20 protein-coding genes and 1 pseudogene are annotated in these 19,073 nt (G+C 63.9%); 20 read left to right on the top strand and 1 reads right to left on the bottom strand.

The features are described 5' to 3' along the window. Window positions 1-6: 6 nt before the first annotated feature. From pncA to pyrH, 9 genes and pseudogenes are all read left to right on the top strand, one after another. On the top strand, window positions 7-621 hold the full coding sequence (pncA, locus tag AB4118_RS22435; RefSeq protein WP_441491831.1) for a bifunctional nicotinamidase/pyrazinamidase: 615 nt from the start codon (window positions 7-9) through the stop codon (window positions 619-621). 9 nt (window positions 622-630) lie between these two features. After that, a pseudogene (locus AB4118_RS22430) lies at window positions 631-1,324 on the top strand (helix-turn-helix transcriptional regulator). Between the two features lie 69 nt (window positions 1,325-1,393). Beyond that, entirely contained in the window at window positions 1,394-1,765 is a 372-nt protein-coding gene (locus AB4118_RS22425; protein WP_441491830.1) for a VOC family protein, read from the top strand. A 10-nt stretch (window positions 1,766-1,775) separates the two neighbouring features. Continuing rightward, window positions 1,776-2,219 (top strand): EVE domain-containing protein, encoded by a 444-nt coding sequence (locus tag AB4118_RS22420; RefSeq protein ID WP_441491829.1) that lies wholly within the window; start codon window positions 1,776-1,778, stop codon window positions 2,217-2,219. Between the two features lie 219 nt (window positions 2,220-2,438). Continuing rightward, window positions 2,439-2,834, top strand: a complete 396-nt coding sequence (locus tag AB4118_RS22415; protein WP_441491828.1) for a pore-forming ESAT-6 family protein — start codon at window positions 2,439-2,441, stop codon at window positions 2,832-2,834. Window positions 2,835-2,933: 99 nt separating this feature from the next. After that, a complete protein-coding gene (locus tag AB4118_RS22410; RefSeq protein WP_441491827.1) occupies window positions 2,934-3,260 on the top strand; it encodes an MmcQ/YjbR family DNA-binding protein in 327 nt (108 codons plus the stop codon). A gap of 161 nt (window positions 3,261-3,421) precedes the next feature. Then, on the top strand, window positions 3,422-4,426 hold the full coding sequence (locus tag AB4118_RS22405; protein ID WP_069880713.1) for a 30S ribosomal protein S2: 1,005 nt from the start codon (window positions 3,422-3,424) through the stop codon (window positions 4,424-4,426). A gap of 203 nt (window positions 4,427-4,629) precedes the next feature. Next, a complete protein-coding gene (tsf, locus tag AB4118_RS22400) occupies window positions 4,630-5,553 on the top strand; it encodes a translation elongation factor Ts (protein WP_441491826.1) in 924 nt (307 codons plus the stop codon). A gap of 106 nt (window positions 5,554-5,659) precedes the next feature. After that, on the top strand, window positions 5,660-6,367 hold the full coding sequence (gene pyrH / locus AB4118_RS22395; protein WP_069880715.1) for a UMP kinase: 708 nt from the start codon (window positions 5,660-5,662) through the stop codon (window positions 6,365-6,367). 28 nt (window positions 6,368-6,395) lie between these two features. Here pyrH and AB4118_RS22390 read toward each other — a convergent pair whose 3' ends face one another. Beyond that, window positions 6,396-6,809 (bottom strand): VOC family protein, encoded by a 414-nt coding sequence (locus tag AB4118_RS22390; protein WP_441491825.1) that lies wholly within the window; start codon window positions 6,807-6,809, stop codon window positions 6,396-6,398. A 250-nt stretch (window positions 6,810-7,059) separates the two neighbouring features. Between AB4118_RS22390 and frr the strand changes: the two genes are divergently transcribed. The 11 genes from frr to lpxB all read left to right on the top strand — a co-directional run bounded on the left by frr (window position 7,060) and on the right by lpxB (window position 19,061). After that, window positions 7,060-7,623: a ribosome recycling factor gene (frr, locus tag AB4118_RS22385; protein ID WP_069880717.1), complete on the top strand. Its 564-nt coding sequence runs from the start codon at window positions 7,060-7,062 to the stop codon at window positions 7,621-7,623. 67 nt (window positions 7,624-7,690) lie between these two features. Continuing rightward, the gene (locus AB4118_RS22380; protein WP_441491824.1) at window positions 7,691-8,452 is read left to right on the top strand and encodes an isoprenyl transferase; all 762 of its coding nucleotides are present in this window, start codon (window positions 7,691-7,693) and stop codon (window positions 8,450-8,452) included. Beyond that, on the top strand, window positions 8,449-9,279 hold the full coding sequence (locus tag AB4118_RS22375; protein WP_441491823.1) for a phosphatidate cytidylyltransferase: 831 nt from the start codon (window positions 8,449-8,451) through the stop codon (window positions 9,277-9,279). Before AB4118_RS22380 ends, AB4118_RS22375 begins: the two co-directional genes overlap by 4 nt. A gap of 7 nt (window positions 9,280-9,286) precedes the next feature. Next, complete coding sequence (dxr, locus tag AB4118_RS22370; protein WP_441491822.1) at window positions 9,287-10,465, top strand: 1-deoxy-D-xylulose-5-phosphate reductoisomerase; 1,179 nt, start codon at window positions 9,287-9,289, stop codon at window positions 10,463-10,465. A gap of 23 nt (window positions 10,466-10,488) precedes the next feature. Beyond that, a complete protein-coding gene (gene rseP / locus AB4118_RS22365) occupies window positions 10,489-11,640 on the top strand; it encodes an RIP metalloprotease RseP (protein ID WP_441491821.1) in 1,152 nt (383 codons plus the stop codon). A 268-nt stretch (window positions 11,641-11,908) separates the two neighbouring features. After that, complete coding sequence (gene bamA / locus AB4118_RS22360; RefSeq protein WP_441491820.1) at window positions 11,909-14,428, top strand: outer membrane protein assembly factor BamA; 2,520 nt, start codon at window positions 11,909-11,911, stop codon at window positions 14,426-14,428. A gap of 37 nt (window positions 14,429-14,465) precedes the next feature. Next, entirely contained in the window at window positions 14,466-15,527 is a 1,062-nt protein-coding gene (lpxD, locus tag AB4118_RS22355; RefSeq protein WP_441491819.1) for a UDP-3-O-(3-hydroxymyristoyl)glucosamine N-acyltransferase, read from the top strand. 210 nt (window positions 15,528-15,737) lie between these two features. Further along, complete coding sequence (fabZ, locus tag AB4118_RS22350; protein WP_043236894.1) at window positions 15,738-16,196, top strand: 3-hydroxyacyl-ACP dehydratase FabZ; 459 nt, start codon at window positions 15,738-15,740, stop codon at window positions 16,194-16,196. 38 nt (window positions 16,197-16,234) lie between these two features. Beyond that, a complete protein-coding gene (lpxA, locus tag AB4118_RS22345) occupies window positions 16,235-17,044 on the top strand; it encodes an acyl-ACP--UDP-N-acetylglucosamine O-acyltransferase (RefSeq protein WP_113518509.1) in 810 nt (269 codons plus the stop codon). Continuing rightward, window positions 17,041-17,901: an LpxI family protein gene (locus AB4118_RS22340; RefSeq protein WP_162768454.1), complete on the top strand. Its 861-nt coding sequence runs from the start codon at window positions 17,041-17,043 to the stop codon at window positions 17,899-17,901. The genes lpxA and AB4118_RS22340 overlap by 4 nt, the downstream gene beginning before the upstream one ends. After that, complete coding sequence (gene lpxB / locus AB4118_RS22335) at window positions 17,898-19,061, top strand: lipid-A-disaccharide synthase (RefSeq protein WP_441491818.1); 1,164 nt, start codon at window positions 17,898-17,900, stop codon at window positions 19,059-19,061. Before AB4118_RS22340 ends, lpxB begins: the two co-directional genes overlap by 4 nt. Window positions 19,062-19,073 lie beyond the last annotated feature (12 nt).

The raw sequence follows: 19,073 nt of genomic DNA, 5'->3' as shown, positions 1-19,073 counted from the left end.
GGCAGCATGACAGCGCTGATTGTCGTCGATGTGCAGAACGATTTCTGCCCGGGCGGCCGTCTCGCCGTTACTGGCGGAGACGAGATCATCCCTCTGGTCAACGCGCTCGGTCGCCGCTTTCAAACGGTGGTCCTGACCCAGGACTGGCATCCGGAAGGGCACTCCTCCTTTGCCTCGCACCATTCTGGCAGGAAGCATTTTGAGAGTGTGGCGATGGCCTATGGCGAGCAGGTGCTTTGGCCTGATCACTGTGTCCAGGGCACGCGAGGCGCGGAGTTTCATCCAGGCCTCGACCTGCCGCATGCCCAGGCCATCATCCGCAAGGGCTATCGATCCGGGATCGACAGCTACTCCGGCTTCTTCGAGGCCGACCGTGTGACACCCACAGGATTGGGGGGCTATCTCAAGGAGCGCGGCATCTCGCGAGTGGCCATTGTCGGGCTCGCGACGGATTTCTGCGTCAACTGGACAGCGCAGGATGCTGCCCGGAGCGGGCTGGAGACCTTTGTTGTCGAGGAGGCCTGCCGCGCCATTGATCTCAATGGCTCGCTGGCCAAGGCCTGGTCCGACATGTCGGCGCTGGGGGTGAGGCGCTTCGCCCCGCAGGAGTTACCAATGTGACGCAGGCAGATGTCGCGCTCGCAACGCCTGCTTGATCTGATCCAGCTGCTGCGGCGCCATCGTCGCCCGGTCTCCGGCCGGCGGCTCGCCGACGTGCTCCGTGTCAGCATACGCACCCTCTACCGCGACATCGTCACCTTGCAGGCGCAAGGCGCGCCGATCGAGGGGGAGCCGGGACTGGGCTATGTTCTCAAGCCGGGTTTCATGCTGCCGCCGCTGATGTTCTCCGAGGACGAGATCGAAGCACTGGTGCTCGGCTCGCGCTGGGTTTCCGACCGGGCTGATGGCCGCCTTGCCCTGGCTGCGCGCGATGCGCTGGCCAAGATCCTCGCCGTCCTGCCGGGGGATCTGCGCGATGATGCCGAGGCGTCCGCCCTGTTGGTCGGCCCCGGTGCCGCGATCATGGCGGAGAGCTTCGATCTCTCGGCCATCCGCAAGGCGATCCGTTCAGAGCGCAAGCTCTCGATCCTCTACCGTGATGGTGCCGGGCAGGGCGAGCGAGAGGGTCGTCTGGCCGTTCGCCTTGAGCTTTTTCGACCATGTCCGCGTCGTCGTCGCCTGGTGCGAACTGCGGCAGGATTTCCGGCATTTCCGCACCGACCGCATCTCGCAGGTTCAGCCGCTCGATATCCGCTATCCGCGCCGGCGCCAGGGCTTGCTGAAGGAGTGGCGCGAGCGGGAGGGAGTTCCGCCGCCATCGTGAGCGACACTGCCGGAAATTGGCAGCATCTGCATCTAGGATCTCCTCATCGCCCAACCGGAGACACGACCGATGCAGAACGCCAGTTTCGTCATCCTTTACGTCGACAGCCCGACTGCTAGCTGCCGGTTCTATCGTGCGCTGCTCGGAGCCGAACCGGTTGAAGCCTCTCCGACCTTTGCATTGTTTGCGCTGAAGTCGGGCATCATGCTCGGGCTCTGGTCGCGCCATACGGTCGAGCCGGGAGCGGAAGCGGCCGGTGGCGGCGGAGAACTGGGCATGCCTGTCGGTCACGCCGATCAGGTCGATGCGATCCATAAGGAGTGGAAGGAACGCGGCATCACCATCCTTCAGGAGCCGGTCGATCTCGATTTCGGCCGCACCTTTGTCGCGACCGACCCGGATGGCCATCGCCTGCGTGTTTTCTCTCCGACCGAAGCCTGAGGAGGCGAGCATGACCGGCTATTGGATCGCCGTCGCTTCAGCCGAGCATGTCCGGCTAGGGGTGGCCGGAGGCTTCATGCAGGTTTGCCATGGCAAGACCGGGCCCTTGCGTCGGATTCGAGCCGGTGATGGCGTCGCCTGCTACTCGCCGACTGAAACCTTCGGTGGCGGGGAGAGGCTGCAGGCCTTCACCGCGATCGGCCGAGTCTGCGGCGATGAGCCCTATCCCGCCGATATGGGGGGCGGCTTTCGACCGTCCCGGCGCGATGTCGCCTGGCTTGCCGCATCCGAGGCATCGATCAAGCCACTGCTCGACAGGCTGGAATTGACATCCGGGCGGCTGAACTGGGGCTATCTGTTTCGCTTCGGGCTGGTCGCCGTCAGCGCTCATGACTTCACTCTGATCGCTCAGGCTATGTCTGCTCGCGAGTCGGAAACCCTGACAGCTGCGTGACGCCTGGCGCCCGAGCGGCGCCGTCGCAAGGCGGGCGGCTGTCCGGATCCTTGCCAAAAGGGGACGATCGGGAATGCTGCGCTGCGGGGCGACCTCCGGTTGAGTGTACCCTGCCATGACAGTCGCGCGATTGTCTTGACCTGCCCGCAAGGTTAGTCACGACCCTGGGGAAGCGGGGTACGCGTCGATCCGATCTTCATTGCTTGAGGGAAAGCCGTTATGTCGTTTCTTTTGAAGCCCTTTTGCGCAGTTGGCGCACTGGTTTCCGTTCTCTCTGCCGGTCCGGCCTTGGCGCAGAGCCAGGCCGACCAGCTCGCTGTCGTCTATCAATCGGGCCGCAATCAGCTTGGGATCCTGACCTACTGCAACGAGAAGGGTCACATCGGAGCTGATGTGGTCGAGATCCAGAAGAAGATGCTCGGCCTGATCCCGGCTCCTGCCGACAAGAGCGGCGGGGATGCCGCCGAAGCGCAGGGCAAGAAGGGGACGATCGCCATGATGGGCGTCACTCAGGACATCGAGGCCATAGCCAAGGCCCAGAATGCATCGGCCGCGACCTACTGCAAGCAGATTGGCGATGTGGTGAAGCAAGCGGGCGCAGCCCTGCCCAAATAGCCATCCGGGGTCGCGCTCTCGGGTTATGGTCGCCGGCCATGATGAGGCCGGCGAATCCGGCTTCCGGCTGAATTCGTTCTGGCTTGGGAGGTGAGGACGATGCCGACGGGAGATGATCTGCGCCGTCTGGCGCTGGCTCTGGACGGCACGGTCGAGGCTCCGCACTTCGACCGGGTCGCCTTCAAGGTCTCGCGAATCTACGTCACTCTCGCTCCTGACGGTTGCAGCGCGAATTTCGGCTTCTCGCCCGAGGAGCAGGAATTCAGGTGCATGATGGCGCCGGATGCCTTCAGCCCGGTGCCAAATGCCTGGGGCAAGCGGGGTTGGACGACAGCCGATCTCTCCAGGCTGGGCCTGGCTGAACTTGCCGGAGCGCTCGAGGCGGCATGGGCGCATGGCGCGCAAAAGAAGCCACGGCGCCGATGACCTGGTGAGGTGCGAGCCTTGCGTTGCCACGCTTTCCCGTGTAAGGCGCAGGCCATCCCACATGGGGAGCATCGCCTCACTTCCGAGGCGTTCCGGTGACGTGGCAGTCCATGCCTTGTTCATTCGCACCCCAGAGGCTCAACCGGAAGGACGATCGAATCATGGCTCTGCCAGACTTTTCCATGCGCCAGCTGCTCGAAGCCGGCGCGCATTTCGGCCACCAGGCTCACCGCTGGAACCCGAAGATGTCGCCGTATATCTACGGCACCCGCAACAACATCCACATTCTCGACCTGTCGCAGTCGGTGCCGATGCTCTCGCGCGCCCTGCAGGCTGTCAGCGACACCGTGGCCCGTGGCGGCCGCGTCCTGTTCGTCGGCACCAAGCGCCAGGCGCAGGACTCGATCGCCGACGCTGCCAAGAGGTCGGCTCAGTACTACGTGAACTCCCGTTGGCTCGGCGGCATGCTGACCAACTGGAAGACCATCTCGGCCTCGATCCAGCGCCTGCGCAAGGTCGACGAGCTCCTGAATGGCGGCAGCACCGGCCTGACCAAGAAGGAACGCCTGATGCTGGCGCGTGAGCGCGACAAGCTCGAGAAGGCGCTCGGCGGCATCAAGGACATGGGCGGCACGCCCGACATGATCTTCGTGATCGACACCAACAAGGAAGCGCTCGCGATCAAGGAGGCCCAGCGCCTCGGCATCCCGGTCGCCGCCATTGTCGACTCGAACTCGGATCCGGATGGCATCACCTACCCGGTGCCTGCCAATGACGACGCCGGCCGCGCCATCCAGCTCTATTGCGACCTGATCGCCCGTTCGGCCATCGACGGCATCTCGCGCGCCTCGGGCGACCATGGCATCGATCTCGGTGCTGCCGAGGCCCCGATCGTTGAGACGGCGATCATCGAGCCGGCCGCAGACGCTGCCCCGGTGTTCGAGCTGCTTACTGCGCCGCGCGGCGCGCCGGACGACTTCATGAAGCTCTCCGGCATGGGTCCGGAGCTGGTTCAGAAGCTCAATGACGGTGGCCTGTTCCACTTCTGGCAGATCGCTGCGATGTCACCGGCCGATGTCGTCAAGGTTGATGCCGATCTGAAGCTCGGTGGTCGCATCGAGCGCGACGGCTGGGTTGCCCAGGCGCGCGATCTCGCCGAGGCCTGAGAGCAAACTCAGGGCGGCGCGTCATCGGCGCGTCGCCTCGGCAGCGCAGCAATGCGCGGCAGATGAATGAAGTCACGCCGACGGCCGGTCACGGAGCGTCGGCGTTTTCCCTTCGCGCTATGGCGCGCTCTGAAATCGAAGACCGTGCCGTTGGCCGCCAGCGTCGTTGCGCAGGCCCGGCACATGACAGCAAGGAACGACAGATGGCTGCGATCACCGCCGGCATGGTGAAGGAACTCCGCGACAAGACTGGCGCGGGCATGATGGATTGCAAGACCGCGCTGGCCGCGACCGACGGCAACATCGAGGCCGCCATCGACTGGTTGCGCACCAAGGGCCTTGCCAAGGCCGCGAAGAAGGCCGGCCGCGTTGCCGCCGAGGGCCTGGTCGCCGTGGCCGTGTCCGAGAACCGCGGTGTCGTTGCCGAGGTCAATTCCGAGACCGACTTCGTTGCGCGCAACCTCGAGTTCCAGGCGCTCGCCCGCACGATCGCCGACGTCTCGCTGGAGCGCGGCGGCGACGTCGAGGCACTGCTCGCCCATCACTATCCGGGCGGCGGCACCGTCGCTGACGCCATCGCCAATGCCATCGCCACGATTGGCGAGAACATGACCCTGCGCCGCGTCGCCGAGGTCAAGGTCAGCGCCGGCGTCATTGGCCATTACGTCCATGGCTCGGTCGCCGATGGTCTCGGCAAGATCGGCGTGATCGTCGGTCTCGAGACGACCGGCAAGGGCGAGGAGCTCGCAGCCCTCAGTCGTCAGCTTGCCATGCACGTCGCCGCTACCAATCCGGTCGCGCTCGATCTCGCTTCGGTCGATCCGGCGATCCTGGAGCGCGAGAAGGCGATCCTGGCCGAGAAGAATGCCGGCAAGCCCGCCAACGTGCTCGAGAAGATCACCGAGAGCGGCTTGAAGAGCTACGCCAAGGAATACTGCCTGCTCGAGCAGGCCTATATCCATGACGGCTCGAAGTCGGTCGCCCAGGTGCTGAAGGAAGCCGAGGGCAAGGTCGGTGCTCCGGTCAAGCTGACGGGCTTTGCTCGCTTCGCGCTCGGCGAGGGCATCGAGAAGGAAGAGACCGATTTCGCTGCCGAAGTCGCTGCGGCCGGTGGCACGACGGGCTGAGAAGCCGGTTGATAGGATCTGAAAAAGGCCGCGCTCTGCGCGGCCTTTTTTGTAAGAAGACGATGTTGGTGCCGAATCGCGCCGTCCCAGTCCATGGAGAAAGCCGGTGAGACCCAAACGCGTTCTTGTGAAGCTCTCCGGCGAAGCCCTTGCGGGGAAAGCCGGATCCGGCCTCGACGGTACGACGCTGACTGCGCTCGCCGCCGATATCGCAAAGGCCGCGCACGAAGGCGTCGAGATTGCGATCGTCGTCGGCGGCGGCAATTTCTTTCGCGGCGTCCAGGGCTTGAACAAGGGCCTCGACCGACCAAGCGCCGATTCGATCGGCATGCTCGGCACGGTGATGAACGCTCTTGCGCTAGAGCATGCCATCGAGATCGCCGGCGCCCCGGCCCGCGCCATGTCGGCTGTGCCCATGCCCTCGCTCTGCGAGAGCTACGCTCGCCGGCGCGCGCTCGACCATCTCAGCCACGGCAAGGTCGTCATTCTCGGGGGCGGCACGGGCAATCCCTATTTCACCACCGATACCGGAGCTGCCCTTCGGGCGGCCGAGCTCGACTGTCAGCAATTGCTGAAGGCGACGCAGGTCGATGGCGTCTACACCGCCGATCCGAAGAAGGATCCGAACGCCAAGCGCTATGAGAGCCTGACCCATGCCGAGGCGATCAGGCATGATCTCAAGGTGATGGATACGGCTGCTTTTGCGCTGGCGCGCGACGCCGGGCTGACGATCGTCGTCTTCTCGATCGCCGAAACTGGCGCGCTTGCGGCCGTTCTGCGCGGCGAGGGCAGGGCAACCTACGTGACGCCCTGACCGCCGGATTCCCTCGCGGTTGCAAGGCTCAGTAGTTCGGCCAGATCCCCGGCGTCATCAACTCAAGCAGATGGCCGTCGGGGTCACGGAAATAGAGGCTGTTTCCGCCGCGATCCCAGCTCATCCGGCCCTCGATATCGATTCCATGCTGCTGCAACCGCTCTTCCCAGGCTGTGAGTTCGCTGGTGTCGATCGCGAAGCAGATATGGAGGGGGCCGCTGCCGTCATGCGGTGGAATATTGCCCTTGGCAGATGATTGGGTGAGGAGAGATTGCCCCCGAAGGAAGAGCAGAAGGACACTCTCTCCGCCAACATCATAGGCGAACAGCGTCCTCGTCTTCAGCATCGGCTTCAATCCGAGCTTCGTCTCATAGAACTCCTGCGCGCGATCGAGATCGTCGACATAGAGCGCAGTTTCAATGATGCGGTTCAGACGGGGCAAGGGGCCTCCTCGTGGTTCGGTTGTGCTCGGCCGTGACGTCTCGACCGAGGCCCGACCTTAAAGCTAGGAAGCGGCGCCCGGTCTTGCCACCGTTCCGGATCACCCGTCCGCCATGCCCGGCCTGCCTCAGGCGTTTTTCCCTTGCAGATTGTCCCGGGAAGGTGCTGTTGGAACATGAAATCCTTGACCCTGAGCGGGGCCGCGGCCATGGTCGCGCCGGTTTTCGATTATCTGCAAGGTCTTGACTAAAATGGCCCAGACGACATTCGACCTCGCCGACGTGAAGCGTCGGATGCAAGGCGCGGTGCAATCCTTCAAGGGCGATCTCGCCTCCCTGCGCACCGGCCGCGCCTCCGCCAACGTTCTCGATCCGATCCAGGTCGAGGCTTATGGTGCGCGTACACCCTTGACTCAGCTTGCCACCGTCAGCGTGCCTGAAGCACGCCTGCTCAGTGTCCAGGTCTGGGACCGCAGCATGGTCCAGGCGGTGGAGAAGGCGATCCGCGAATCCGATCTGGGCCTCAACCCCCAGACGGAAGGGCAGGTGCTGCGCATCCGAATTCCGGAGCTGAACGAGCAGCGCCGCAAGGAGATGGTCAAGGTCGCGCATAAATATGCCGAAGAATCCAAGATCGCTGTGCGCCATGTCCGCCGCGACGGGATCGACGTGATTAAGAAGCTCGAGAAGGACGGTCACCTGACCAAGGATGACGTGACGCGCGAGTCGGATCAGGTCCAGAAGGTCACAGACCAGCATATCGCCGAGATCGATCAGGCGCTGGCGACGAAGGAAAAGGAAATCCTGCACGTCTGATCCTGTCGCCCGGCGGGTTTGAGCCGCTGGCTATGATCCGGGACGCAACGCCGAAAGAGGCACGAGAATGTCAGCAGGCCAGCGTCCGGAGGTCCAGGCTGCAGGGCCCTCCCATGTCGCAGTGATCATGGACGGCAACGGGCGCTGGGCTCAGTTGCGCGGCCTGCCGCGACATGAAGGGCATCGGCGCGGGCTGGAGGCCTTGCGCCGGACCGTCCGCAACGCCAGCGATCTCGGCATCGAGATTCTGACGGTCTACAGTTTCTCGACAGAGAACTGGCGCCGGCCTGCTGCCGAAGTTTCGTTTCTGATGACGCTGCTCAAGCATTTCATCGAGAAGGATCTGACCGAACTCGGAGCGGCTGGGGTCCGGGTCCGGGTCATTGGCGGCAGGAGCGATCTGGCGCCCGATCTGCGCCGTCTGGTCGAGCATGCCGAGGCGACCACGCGCAACAACACGGGAATGACGCTCGTCGTCGCCTTCAACTATGGCTCGCGCGACGAGATCGTCCGAGCGGCGCGCCAACTGGCCTCGGATGTCGCGGCAGGCCTTGTCGACGCAACCACCATTGACGAGAGCAGCATCTCTGCGCGGCTCGATACCGCAGATCTGCCCGACCCCGAGCTCGTCATCCGCACATCGGGCGAGACACGGATCTCGAATTTTCTGCTTTGGCAGGCCGCCTATGCGGAGTTCGTCTTCACCCCGGTACTCTGGCCCGATTTCGATCGCGCGGCGTTGGAAGAAGCGCTGGCCGAGTATCGCCGCCGCGAACGCCGCTTCGGCGGCGTGTCGGAGCCATCCGGCCGCAATGTGGGCGTAGCGTGAGTGACCAACCTTCCGGCGGTCCGGCCGCCGGCCCGAGCGAACTGAAGCTGCGTATCGCATCCGCGCTGGTGCTGGCCGCGGGCATTGTGGCTGCGACATTTGTCGGGGGCTGGCCGTTCAGGCTCATCTGGGCGCTGGCTGCCGGATTGGTCGCCTATGAATGGCTCGCGATCGTGAGCCGCCGGAATGCGGTACCCGCAGGCATCGGCGTTACGATTGCCGGTCTGGCGCTTGGCTTCGCCCCGATCAGTCCAGTGGCGCTCGCCGGTGTTTCCGCCTTCGCTGCGTTCTTCGGGGCGCTCCTGACCCCGGTTCTCGAAAAGCGGAACTGGCTGGAGGCCTGCGGTGTTGCCTATGCGCTCGCCTTTGCCCTGATCACGCCGGCGCTGCGTGCACTCCCGGATTTCGGGTTTGCTGTGATCATCTGGACCTTCGCGGTCTGTTGGCTGACCGATATTGCCGCCTATTTTACGGGGCGGGCTCTTGGTGGGCCGAAGCTGATGCCTGCGATCAGTCCGAAGAAGACCTGGTCCGGCGCACTCGGCGGAACCGCTGCCGGTACGCTTGGCGGTTATGCCGTCTGGGTGTTGACCCCAGGGGCGGCCGCAGTCGTCGGTCCGGCCTTTGTGATCGCCGCCTCGCTTTCGGCCTCGATCGTGAGCCAGGCTGGCGATCTCTTTGAATCGGCCGTCAAGCGTCGCTTTGGCACCAAGGACTCAAGCAAGTTGATCCCGGGCCATGGTGGCTTTTTCGATCGGCTTGACGGCTACTGGGCCGTCCTGGTCCTCGCTGGTGCTGCACTGTTCCTGGCGCATCTGGAGTTCTGAAGACGTCATGCGCCGTCTCGTCACTCTTCTTGGAGCCACAGGCTCCATCGGCCGGTCGACGCGCGACGTCGTGTCGGAGAATCCTGAACGCCTGAAGATCGATGTCGTGGTTGGCGGGCGGGACGCTGCGAGCCTCGCCCGGGTGGCGGTCGAAACAGGTGCCCGCTTTGCCGCCTTGGCGGACGAGGCGGGAGGCGAAGCTCTGGCGCAGACCCTGGCCGGTAGCGGTATCGACAGCGGGGCGGGGCGGCAGGCCGTTCTCGATGCCGTCGCGATGCCAAGCGACATTGTCGTCAGTGCCATAGCAGGAGCTGCAGGTCTGGAAGCGACTTTTGCCGCGCTGACACCTGGCCGCGTGATTGCCCTCGCCAACAAGGAGAGCCTGGTTTGCGCCGGTGCCGCCGTGATGGCGCAGGCCACGGCCGTGGGCGCGCGCATCCTGCCGCTGGATTCGGAGCATAATGCTCTCTTCCAGGCTCTTGGAGCCGAGCCGATCTCGGCGATCCGATCCATGACGCTGACGGCATCGGGGGGGCCCTTCCGCACCTGGTCGGCAGAACGAATTGCGGCGGCCAAGCCGGAGCAGGCTCTGGCCCACCCGAATTACGCAATGGGCGCCAAGATCACGGTCGACTCCGCCAGCATGATGAACAAGGGCCTTGAGCTGATCGAGGCCTGTTTCCTGTTCGGGCTGAAACATGATCAGCTCGATGTTCTGGTACACCCCCAGCAGATCGTGCATGGCCTCGTCACCTTCCGCGATGGCTCGGTCACTGCAGGCATGGCAATTCCGGATATGCGGGTTGCGGCCGCGCATTGCCTCGGCGTCGACGGCCGGCTCGATGCGCCGGCGACGCGCTTCGTCGATCTCGTCACGACCGCGCCGCTGGCCTTCGAACGCCCTGATCTTGCCCGCTTTCCGGCGCTTGCTCTGGCGATGGCAGCGTTGGAGACCGGAGGAGCGGTGCCGGCGATCCTCAATGCCGCCAATGAAGTCGCGGTCGAGGCCTTTCTTGCCGGACGGATCGGCTTTCTCGGCATCCCGGCTCTCGTCGATGCCGTCTGCAGCGGGCTCGGTGCTGACATCGCGGCACCGGTCGATATTGAAGCGGCCCTTGCCATTGACCATGAGGCGAGAAACCGCGCTCGCCTGCTCTTGTCGAAGGGCACCTTCACTGTCACGTAAGGGGCAGGAATCGGGAGAATTTTATGGATATTGCAGCGACCGTCTGGAACTCGGGCAGCTTCCTGCTCAGTTACCTGGTGCCGTTCCTGTTTGTCCTGACCATCGTTGTTTTCGTGCACGAGCTCGGGCACTTCCTCGTCGGTCGTTGGTGCGGCGTCGACGTGAAAGTGTTCTCGATCGGCTTCGGCCGCGAGATTTTCGGATTCGTTGACAAGCACGGCACGCGCTGGCGCTTCGCGCTGATCCCACTCGGCGGCTATGTGAAGTTCTCCGGTGACGCGGATCCCTCGAGCTCCGCAGCCGATAGCGCTGAAGTCGAGCGCATGACGGAGGAACAGCGAGCGCGTTCCTTCCCGGCTCAATCGATCGCTGAACGGGTGGCGATCGTCGCGGCCGGCCCGATTGCCAATTTCGTACTGGCCATCCTCATCTTTGCCGGGACCGTCTACGCCTTCGGTCGCCCGGTCCTGGCGCCCCGGGTCGAGCAGGTGATTGCCGGGAAGGCCGCTGAGCGCGCAGGTCTGCTCGCGGGGGACGTTGTCCTGACGATCGACGGCAAGCAGATCCGCAGCTTCAGCGACATGCAAAGACTGGTCTCTACACACCCGAACGAGACCCTTTCGGTGACGGTCGATCGCGCGGGCACCATGGTGACCCTGCCTGTTACGCCTGATCTGAACGAGACATCGACCGCTCTCGGCAAACAGCGCATTGGCGTTATCGGGGTCCAGGCTTCCCGCCGGACCGAGGACTGGACGACCCAGCATTACAGCCTCGGTGAAGCCGTGAAGGTTGGATTCTCCGAGACCTGGTTCGTGGTCGACCGGACCTATGACTATCTGTCCAAATTGATCAGCGGGCGTGAATCGACGGATCAGCTTTCGGGGCCGATCCGCATCGCCCAGGTTTCCGGGATGGTTGCTTCCAATGGAGGCCTGCTCGCGCTGATCAATCTTGCGGCGATTCTCTCGGTCTCGATCGGCCTGATGAACCTGTTGCCGGTTCCTATGCTCGATGGCGGACATCTGATGTTCTATGCGATCGAGGCTCTCCGCGGCCGCCCTTTAAGCGAGCGCGCCCAGGAAATCGGCTTTCGGGTCGGTTTTGGGCTGGTCCTGATGCTGATGCTCTTCGTGACCTGGAATGACATCGTCCACGTCCACTCGCGTCTGTAGACTCCGGCTGGCAAGCCCACGAATGCTGTGACCTGCGGCAAGGTTCGTTGCCGATAGGCCCAAAAGCTGCGTCGAATCGGGCGCTTTTCTCAGGGCGCGTGGCCTCCTGGCAACGACGAGGTTAAAAATAATTTGTTAACGACAATGTTCGTTTGCACCTCGTCGGAAACTTTGTAGAAGCGATTGGTCTGCAATGTCGCCATGCACCTGCCCAAAGGCAGGTGTCCCCGGTTGGGGTGGTGACCTACTAAATGGAATAGGCGACCCGATGACGTCGACCCCAAAGAGCCGGTCTTTCAAAATGCGGCTCTCTCGATCAGTCGGACTTTCGGCCTTTATGTTGGCCGTTAGCGGTGGCGTTGTTTTTGCGCAGGCCGTGATTGTCCAAGGCAACCGCCGCGTCGACGCGGAGACCATTCGGTCCTATGCAGGGCAGGGTGGTCCGCAGGAGGTTCGGCAGAGCCTGATGGCGACCGGACTGTTCTCGAACGTCCAGGTCAGCCGCCGCGGCAACCAGACTGTGATCTCGGTTCACGAGAACGACACGATCAATCGCGTCGCCTTCGAGGGCAACAAGCGCCTCAAGAGCGAGATCCTGCTGCAACAGGTCGAATCGAAGGCGCGTGGCCCTCTGAGTCAGGCGCTGATCGACTCCGATGTGCAACGCCTGAAGGAGGTCTATCGCCGGGCCGGTTACGGCACTGCGACGATCTCCGGGCGTATCGCGCCATTGCCCAATGGTCGTTCGGACGTGGTCTTCACCATTGTCGAGAGCGGCAAGACCGGCATCAAGGAAATCAATTTCGCGGGTAACGGCGCCTATTCGGCATCGCGTCTGCGCGGGTTGATGAGCTCGACGGAATCGAATTTCCTCAGCTTCATCAAGACCTCCGACGTCTATGATCCCGACCGTATCGCGTCCGATCTCGATCTGGTTCGCCGCTTCTACCTGAAGAACGGCTATGCCGACTTCCGGGTCGTTGCGAGCGACGCGCGCTTCGATGACGCCAAGGGTGGCTGGGTCATCGACGTCACGGTCGATGAAGGGCCGCAGTACAAGGTCGGCAACGTCGCGGTGGATTCGCAGCTCAGCGATATCGACTCGGCGACGATGCAAAGGCTCCTCGCGACCTCGGCTGGCGATACGTACAATGCCGAGGCGGTCGAAAAGTCGCTCGTCAACCTCACGACCGAGGTGTCCCGCCGTGGTCATCCCTTTGCGCAGGTTCGCCCCCGCGGTGAGCGTGACGCCGCTGGCCGCCTGATCGGCATCACCTATGTCGTCGAAGACGGTCCGCGGGTCTATGTCGAGCGCATCAATGTGCGCGGCAATACGCGGACCCGCGACTATGTGGTTCGCCGGGAGCTCGATCTGGGTGAGGGCGATGCCTACAACAAGGTGATGGTTGATCGCGCCGAGCGGCGCCTGAACAATCTCGGCTTCTTCAACAAGGTTCGCATCACCAATGAGCCGGGCAGCGCGCCTGACCGGGTGATCATGAACATCGACGTCGAGGACAAGGCCACCGGCTCCTTCTCGATCGCGGGCGGTTATTCGACGTCTGACGGTGTCATCGGCGAAGTCTCGCTGTCGGAATCCAATTTCCTTGGCCGCGGCCAGTTCGTGAAGATTGCCGGCACGCTGGGGCAGCGGACCCAGGGCATCGATTTCTCCTTCACCGAGCCCTATTTCCTCGGTCGCCGTATCGCTGCCGGTATCGATCTGTTCTCGAAGTACAACGACAACTACAATATCGGCCGCTACGAAAGCCGTGTGACCGGCGGTCAGCTGCGGTTCACCTTCCCGATCACGGAAGAGTTCTCGATCACGCCGCGCTACTCGCTCTACACGACCGAGATCAAGATCCCGAACACGTCGAGCCGTCCGTATAATGACTGCTCGTTCCCGATCCCCGGGATTACGCCTGGAGCGCCCGGCTCTGGATTTGCAGCAACGCAGAACTTCAACTGCGTGACGAATGGCGAAGCGACGCTCGCGGTCAAGGAAGCCCGCGGCGAAACGCTGACCTCCCTTGCGGGCGTGACGCTGAACTACAACTCGCTTGATAATTACCAGACACCGCGCAACGGCTTCATTGCGGAGTTGAAGCCGGAATTCGCGGGCCTTGGCGGCGACTCGAAGTTCCTTCGTGTCGCGGCGGATGCGCGCTACTACCGCGAGATCTTCGACGATGTCGTCGGCTTCCTCCGGGTCCAGGGCGGTCACGTCCAGGCGACGGAAGGTACCCTGCGCATGGTCGATCACTACTTCCTCGGCCCGAGCCTGGTGCGTGGCTTCGCTCCGTCGGGCATCGGTCCGCGCGACGTGCTGAACGACCCGACGGCCAACGCTCTCGGCGGCCAGTCGTATTTCGGTGGCTCGGTCGAAGTGCAGTTCCCGATCTGGGGCCTGCCGCGTGACCTTGGCCTGCGCGGCGCGATCTTCGCCGATGCCGGTACGCTATTCGACTATGATGGCGGCTCGAAGGTGATCACCAGCCCGATCCCGACGACGAACGGGCTTTGCCCGGGCGGGTCGGAGCCCCGGCAGTTCAATGTCCCGAGCACGTCCCAGTTCCAGAGCAACGTGGCCTGCGTTCGCGACAAGAACGTCATCCGCTCCTCGATCGGCGCGAGCCTGCTCTGGCAGTCGCCGCTCGGGCCGATCCGGTTTGACTATGCCTATGCCCTTAGCAAGGATGAGGGCACGCGCGATCCGATCACCGGCGTCCGTTACGGCGGCGACCGTCTGCAGGCCTTCCGCTTCTCCGGCGGCACCCGCTTCTGACGCGGCGGGGCGGCAACGCCCCGCACGGATCCATTGCATGTCAGAACCTCAATTCTTCCCGATCGCGACCTCGCTGAGCTACGGCGAGGTCGCTGCCATTTCAGGGGCTGCTCTGCCTGAGGGCGTGGAGCCCACGCGGCTCGTTACCGGCGCGGCCGCACTCGAGGCCGCCGGGCCCGATGACATCGCCTATATGGACAACCCCAAATATACGGATGCGCTGGCGGGGACTTCGGCCGGGCTGTGCCTGGTTTCTTCCCGGTTCGCTGCCCGTGTTCCCGCGGGCACAGTCGCGCTCGTATCGCCCGCGCCCTACCATGCCTTTGCCCGGATCATGGCGCGCTTCTATCCCGATGCGCTCAAGCCACGGTCAGTCTTTGGCTCGCAAGGGGTCGCGCCGGGCGCCTTCGTCCACGCCACGGCAAGGATCGAGGATAACGTCACGATCGATCCGGGTGCCGTGGTCGGCCCCGGTGCCGAGATCGGCGCCGGTTCCGTGGTCGCCTCGCATGCCGTGATCGGCCCCCAGGTCCGGATCGGGCGTGATTGTGCGATCGGCGCTGGCAGCACCTTGCAATCGGCCCTGGTCGGAAACCGGGTCATCATTCACCCGGGTGTCCGGATCGGCCAGGATGGCTTTGGTTTCGCGATGAGCCCGAAAGGCCATATGAAGGTGCCGCAGATCGGCCGGGTCATCATTCAGGACGACGTCGAGATCGGCGCCAATAGCTGCATAGACCGGGGCGCCAGCCGCGATACGGTCATCGGTGAAGGTACCAAGATCGATAACCTCGTTCAGATCGGCCATAACTGCGTCATCGGCCGCCATTGCGTGATCGTTTCGCAGGTTGGCATCGCCGGCTCTACGACTTTGGAAGATTTCGTCGTGCTGGGTGGCCAGGTTGGCCTCGCCGGCCATCTGACGGTTGGGATGGGCGCGCAGGTTGCCGCCCAGAGCGGCGTCGCCGGTGACATCCCTCGCGGCGCGCGCTATGGCGGTTATCCCGCGCAGCCGGCGCTCAGCTGGGCGCGCGAGACAGCGCTTCTCAAATCTCTTGTTGCAAAGCGCGGCAAGTCTTCGGGCGGCTCGGAGAGCTGAGGATACGCGAGAGCGCGAGGCAGCCTTCGCAATCCATGCGAAGAGTGGGCCTCGTGTCGAATTCGCTTGATCGTCCGGTACCATTTCCGGCAAACGGGCATAGAAGCTGACAGGAACCCGGCGCCAGCCGCAACCTCCTGTTCCGGCATCGATTTAAACGATACAACTTTGCGGGCGAAGCCGGCAGGCCTGCGCGGGAGACGGGAGAGCATGACCGACGCGACGACATCGCTGGGTGTGGCCGATATTCAGAAGATCATGGCCTGCATTCCCCACCGCTATCCGTTCCTTCTCGTCGACCGTGTCATCGAGATGAATGGCGACGAGTCCGGCATTGGCATCAAGAACGTCACCGCCAACGAACCCCAGTTCACCGGACATTTTCCCGGCCGTCCGGTCTTTCCGGGTGTGTTGATGATCGAGGCCATGGCGCAGACCGCCGGCGTGCTCGTCGTCAGCGCGCGGGGAATTGACGAGGAAGCGGTACAGTCCGTCCTCTTCACCACGATCGACAAGGCCAAGTTCCGCAAACCGGTCGTGCCGGGCGATACCCTGCGTTTCCACCTCACCAAGGTCGCCCGCAAGCGCAATATCTGGTTCTATCGCGGTGAGGCGAAAGTTGACGGCGTGCTTGTCGCGGAGGCCGAGATCTCTGCGATGGTGGCTTAAGGCCAGCCGCTTTCCGTCGAAATCAGGACAGAACTTTCATGAGTGCGACTATCCATCCGATGTCGGTCGTCGACCCGGCTGCGCAGCTGGGCGAGGGGGTCGTTATCGGTCCGTTCTGCACGGTCGGCCCCCATGTCGTTCTCGGGGACGGCGCTGAGCTGTTGAGCCACGTTGCAATCGCCGGCCGAACCACGATCGGCCCCCGGACCAGGATCTACCCCTTCGCTTCCATCGGCCACCCGCCGCAGGATCTCAAATATCACGGCGAGCCGTCGACGCTGACGATTGGCGCGGATTGCATGATCCGCGAAGGCGTGACGATGAATCCGGGCACCGAAGGCGGCGGCATGAAGACGGTCATCGGCGACCGCTGCCTGTTCCTTGCCAATTCGCATGTCGGCCACGACAACGAGATCGGCAACAACGTCATCTTCTCGAACAACGTGATGAGCGCCGGGCATGTCAAGGTTGGCGACTATGTCATCGTCAGTGGCGGGACGGGACTCCACCAGTTCGTTCGCATCGGAGAGCACGCCTTCATCGGCGGCGGCGCCGGCGTGATGAATGATGTCATTCCCTTCGGCATGGTGCGGGACAATCCTGCGCATCTGGCCGGGCTCAATCTGGTCGGGCTGAAGCGGCGTGGTTTCTCGCGGGAGCAGATTCATGAGCTGCGGCGCGCCTATCGCCTGCTCTTCGCCGATGAAGGCACCTTGGCCGAGCGCGTCGAAGACGTGGCGACGGAATTTGCGTCGCACCCGCTGATGCTCGAGATCCTCGATTTCATCCGCTCGGGCAGCGACCGCGCCATCTGCATTCCGCGCGACGTCAACGCGCCCGACCGGTGAGCACGGGCAGCGACGCAGCGACCGGCGCCTTTCCTCTCGCAATCATAGCCGGAGGCGGCGAATACCCGCCGCATCTGGCCCGGCTGGCGACAGCGCGGGGGCATCAGCTTTATATCGCGGCGATCGACGGCGCAGCCAACCCCAGCGATTTCGATCCTGAATCCTCGCGTGTCTATCGCCTGGGACAACTCGGGCGATTGCTCGACGAGCTCAAGCGACGCGGGATCGTCGATATCGTCATGATCGGCGCGCTGCCGCGGCCGAGCTTTGGCTCGCTGATGCCCGAGCCCTCGACGCTGAAATACCTGCCCCATTTCGCTCGCGCCTTTCGCGGCGGAGACGATCATTTGCTCAAGGGCGTGGTCCAGTTCTTCGAGGGGCGGGGTTTTCGCGTTCATGGCCCAGCCGAGATCGCTCCGGGCTTGACCGCGCCGCTCGGCCCACTGGGGCGCCGCAGCGTCTCGGCCGTGGCGCGCGACGGCATCGAACATGGCTTCTCCTTGCTGGCGGCTTTGTCGCCCTTCGATGTCGGTCAGGCCGCAATCGTTGCCGATCATCGTATCGTGGCAATTGAGGCTGCAGAGGGTACCGACGCCATGATCAGGCGCGTCGCCGAGCTGGTGAGCGCAGGGCGTCTCAAGATCGACAAGGGCGATGGCGTTCTGGTCAAGGCCCCCAAGGACGGCCAAGACCTGCGCGTCGACATGCCGGCGATCGGACCCGAAACCCTACGGAACGCGGCCAAGGCTGGCCTCTCCGGCATCGCACTTCGCGCCGGCAATGTGCTTGTCGGAGACAGCGTTCGATTGGGCGCACTGGCCGACGAGCTTGGCCTGTTCGTCGAGGGCGTCGCGTGAAGCGGCCCTTCCGGCTCGCCATCATTGCGGGCGAAACGTCTGGCGATGCTCTGGCGCTGCGTTTTCTCACCGTCCTGCGGCAGCGGTTGGGGGATCGTCCGCTCGAGATCGTAGGCGTCGGCGGAGAGAGCCTGATCGCACAGGGACTGCGGCCGCTTTTTCCCCAATCCGATATCGCCGTGATGGGGTTTGGTCCGGTCCTGGCAAGGCTGCCCCTGTTGCTCCGGCGCATGTCCGATGCAGCCAAGGGGGTCGTTGCTTTCGCGCCTGATCTCCTGCTCACCATCGACAGCCCGGATTTCTCGCTGCGCGTCGCGAAAAAAGTCCGGCGGGCATCGTCCGCAATCCCGATTGCGCATTGGGTTTGCCCCAGCGTCTGGGCCTGGCGTTCGGGCCGCGCCCGCAAGATGGCGCCTCATGTCGATCGCATCCTGGCGCTGTTGCCCTTCGAGCCCGCTGCGCTGGAAAGGCTCGGCGGACCGAAGACGATCTATGTCGGTCACCCCTTGATCGAGCGGCTCGCCGCGCTACGGCCAAGCGCCGAGGAACAGGTGCGGCGCAACGCTCCTTCAACGCCGGACATCCTGGTCCTTCCCGGCAGCCGTCGCTCGGAGATCAGCCACCTCATGCCGACCTTCGGCGAGACGGTCGCGCTCATCGCGAACGAGGTGCCCGGCGCGCGCTTCGTGCTGCCGGCCGTGCCGCATCTGCGCGGCATGATTGAAGAGGCTGTCTCGACCTGGTCGGTGAAACCCCGTCTCGTCGATGGCGAAGACGCCAAGCTTGCCGCTTTTCGCACGGCGCGCGCAGCGCTCGCGGCCTCCGGGACCGTGACGCTCGAGCTCGCCTTGGCACAGGTACCGCTGGTCGCTGCGTATCGCGGCGCGGCCTGGGAGGCGATGCTGGCGCGCAGGCTGATCAAGCTACCGACGGTGATCCTGCCCAATCTCGTCGCCGGCACGCGCATCGTTCCGGAGTTCATCCAGGACGAGGCCTCGCCCGAAGCGCTCAGCGCAGCTGTGCTGGCGGTCCTCAGTGACGGTCCTGCGCGCGAGGCTCAGCTTGCGGGTTTCGCAGATGTCGAGCGCATCATGAAATCGGCCGGGGCGAGCCCGGCCGAGAACGCGGTCAATGCCGCCCTAGGACTGCTGGCAGCTTGATCAGCGCGGTGC

Origin of the sequence: Allobosea sp. 2RAB26, assembly GCF_052115465.1 — a bacterium.
GTDB lineage: Bacteria > Pseudomonadota > Alphaproteobacteria > Rhizobiales > Beijerinckiaceae > Allobosea.
Note: the sequence above shows the minus strand (reverse complement) of the source record. Positions and strands in the feature narration are given on the sequence as shown.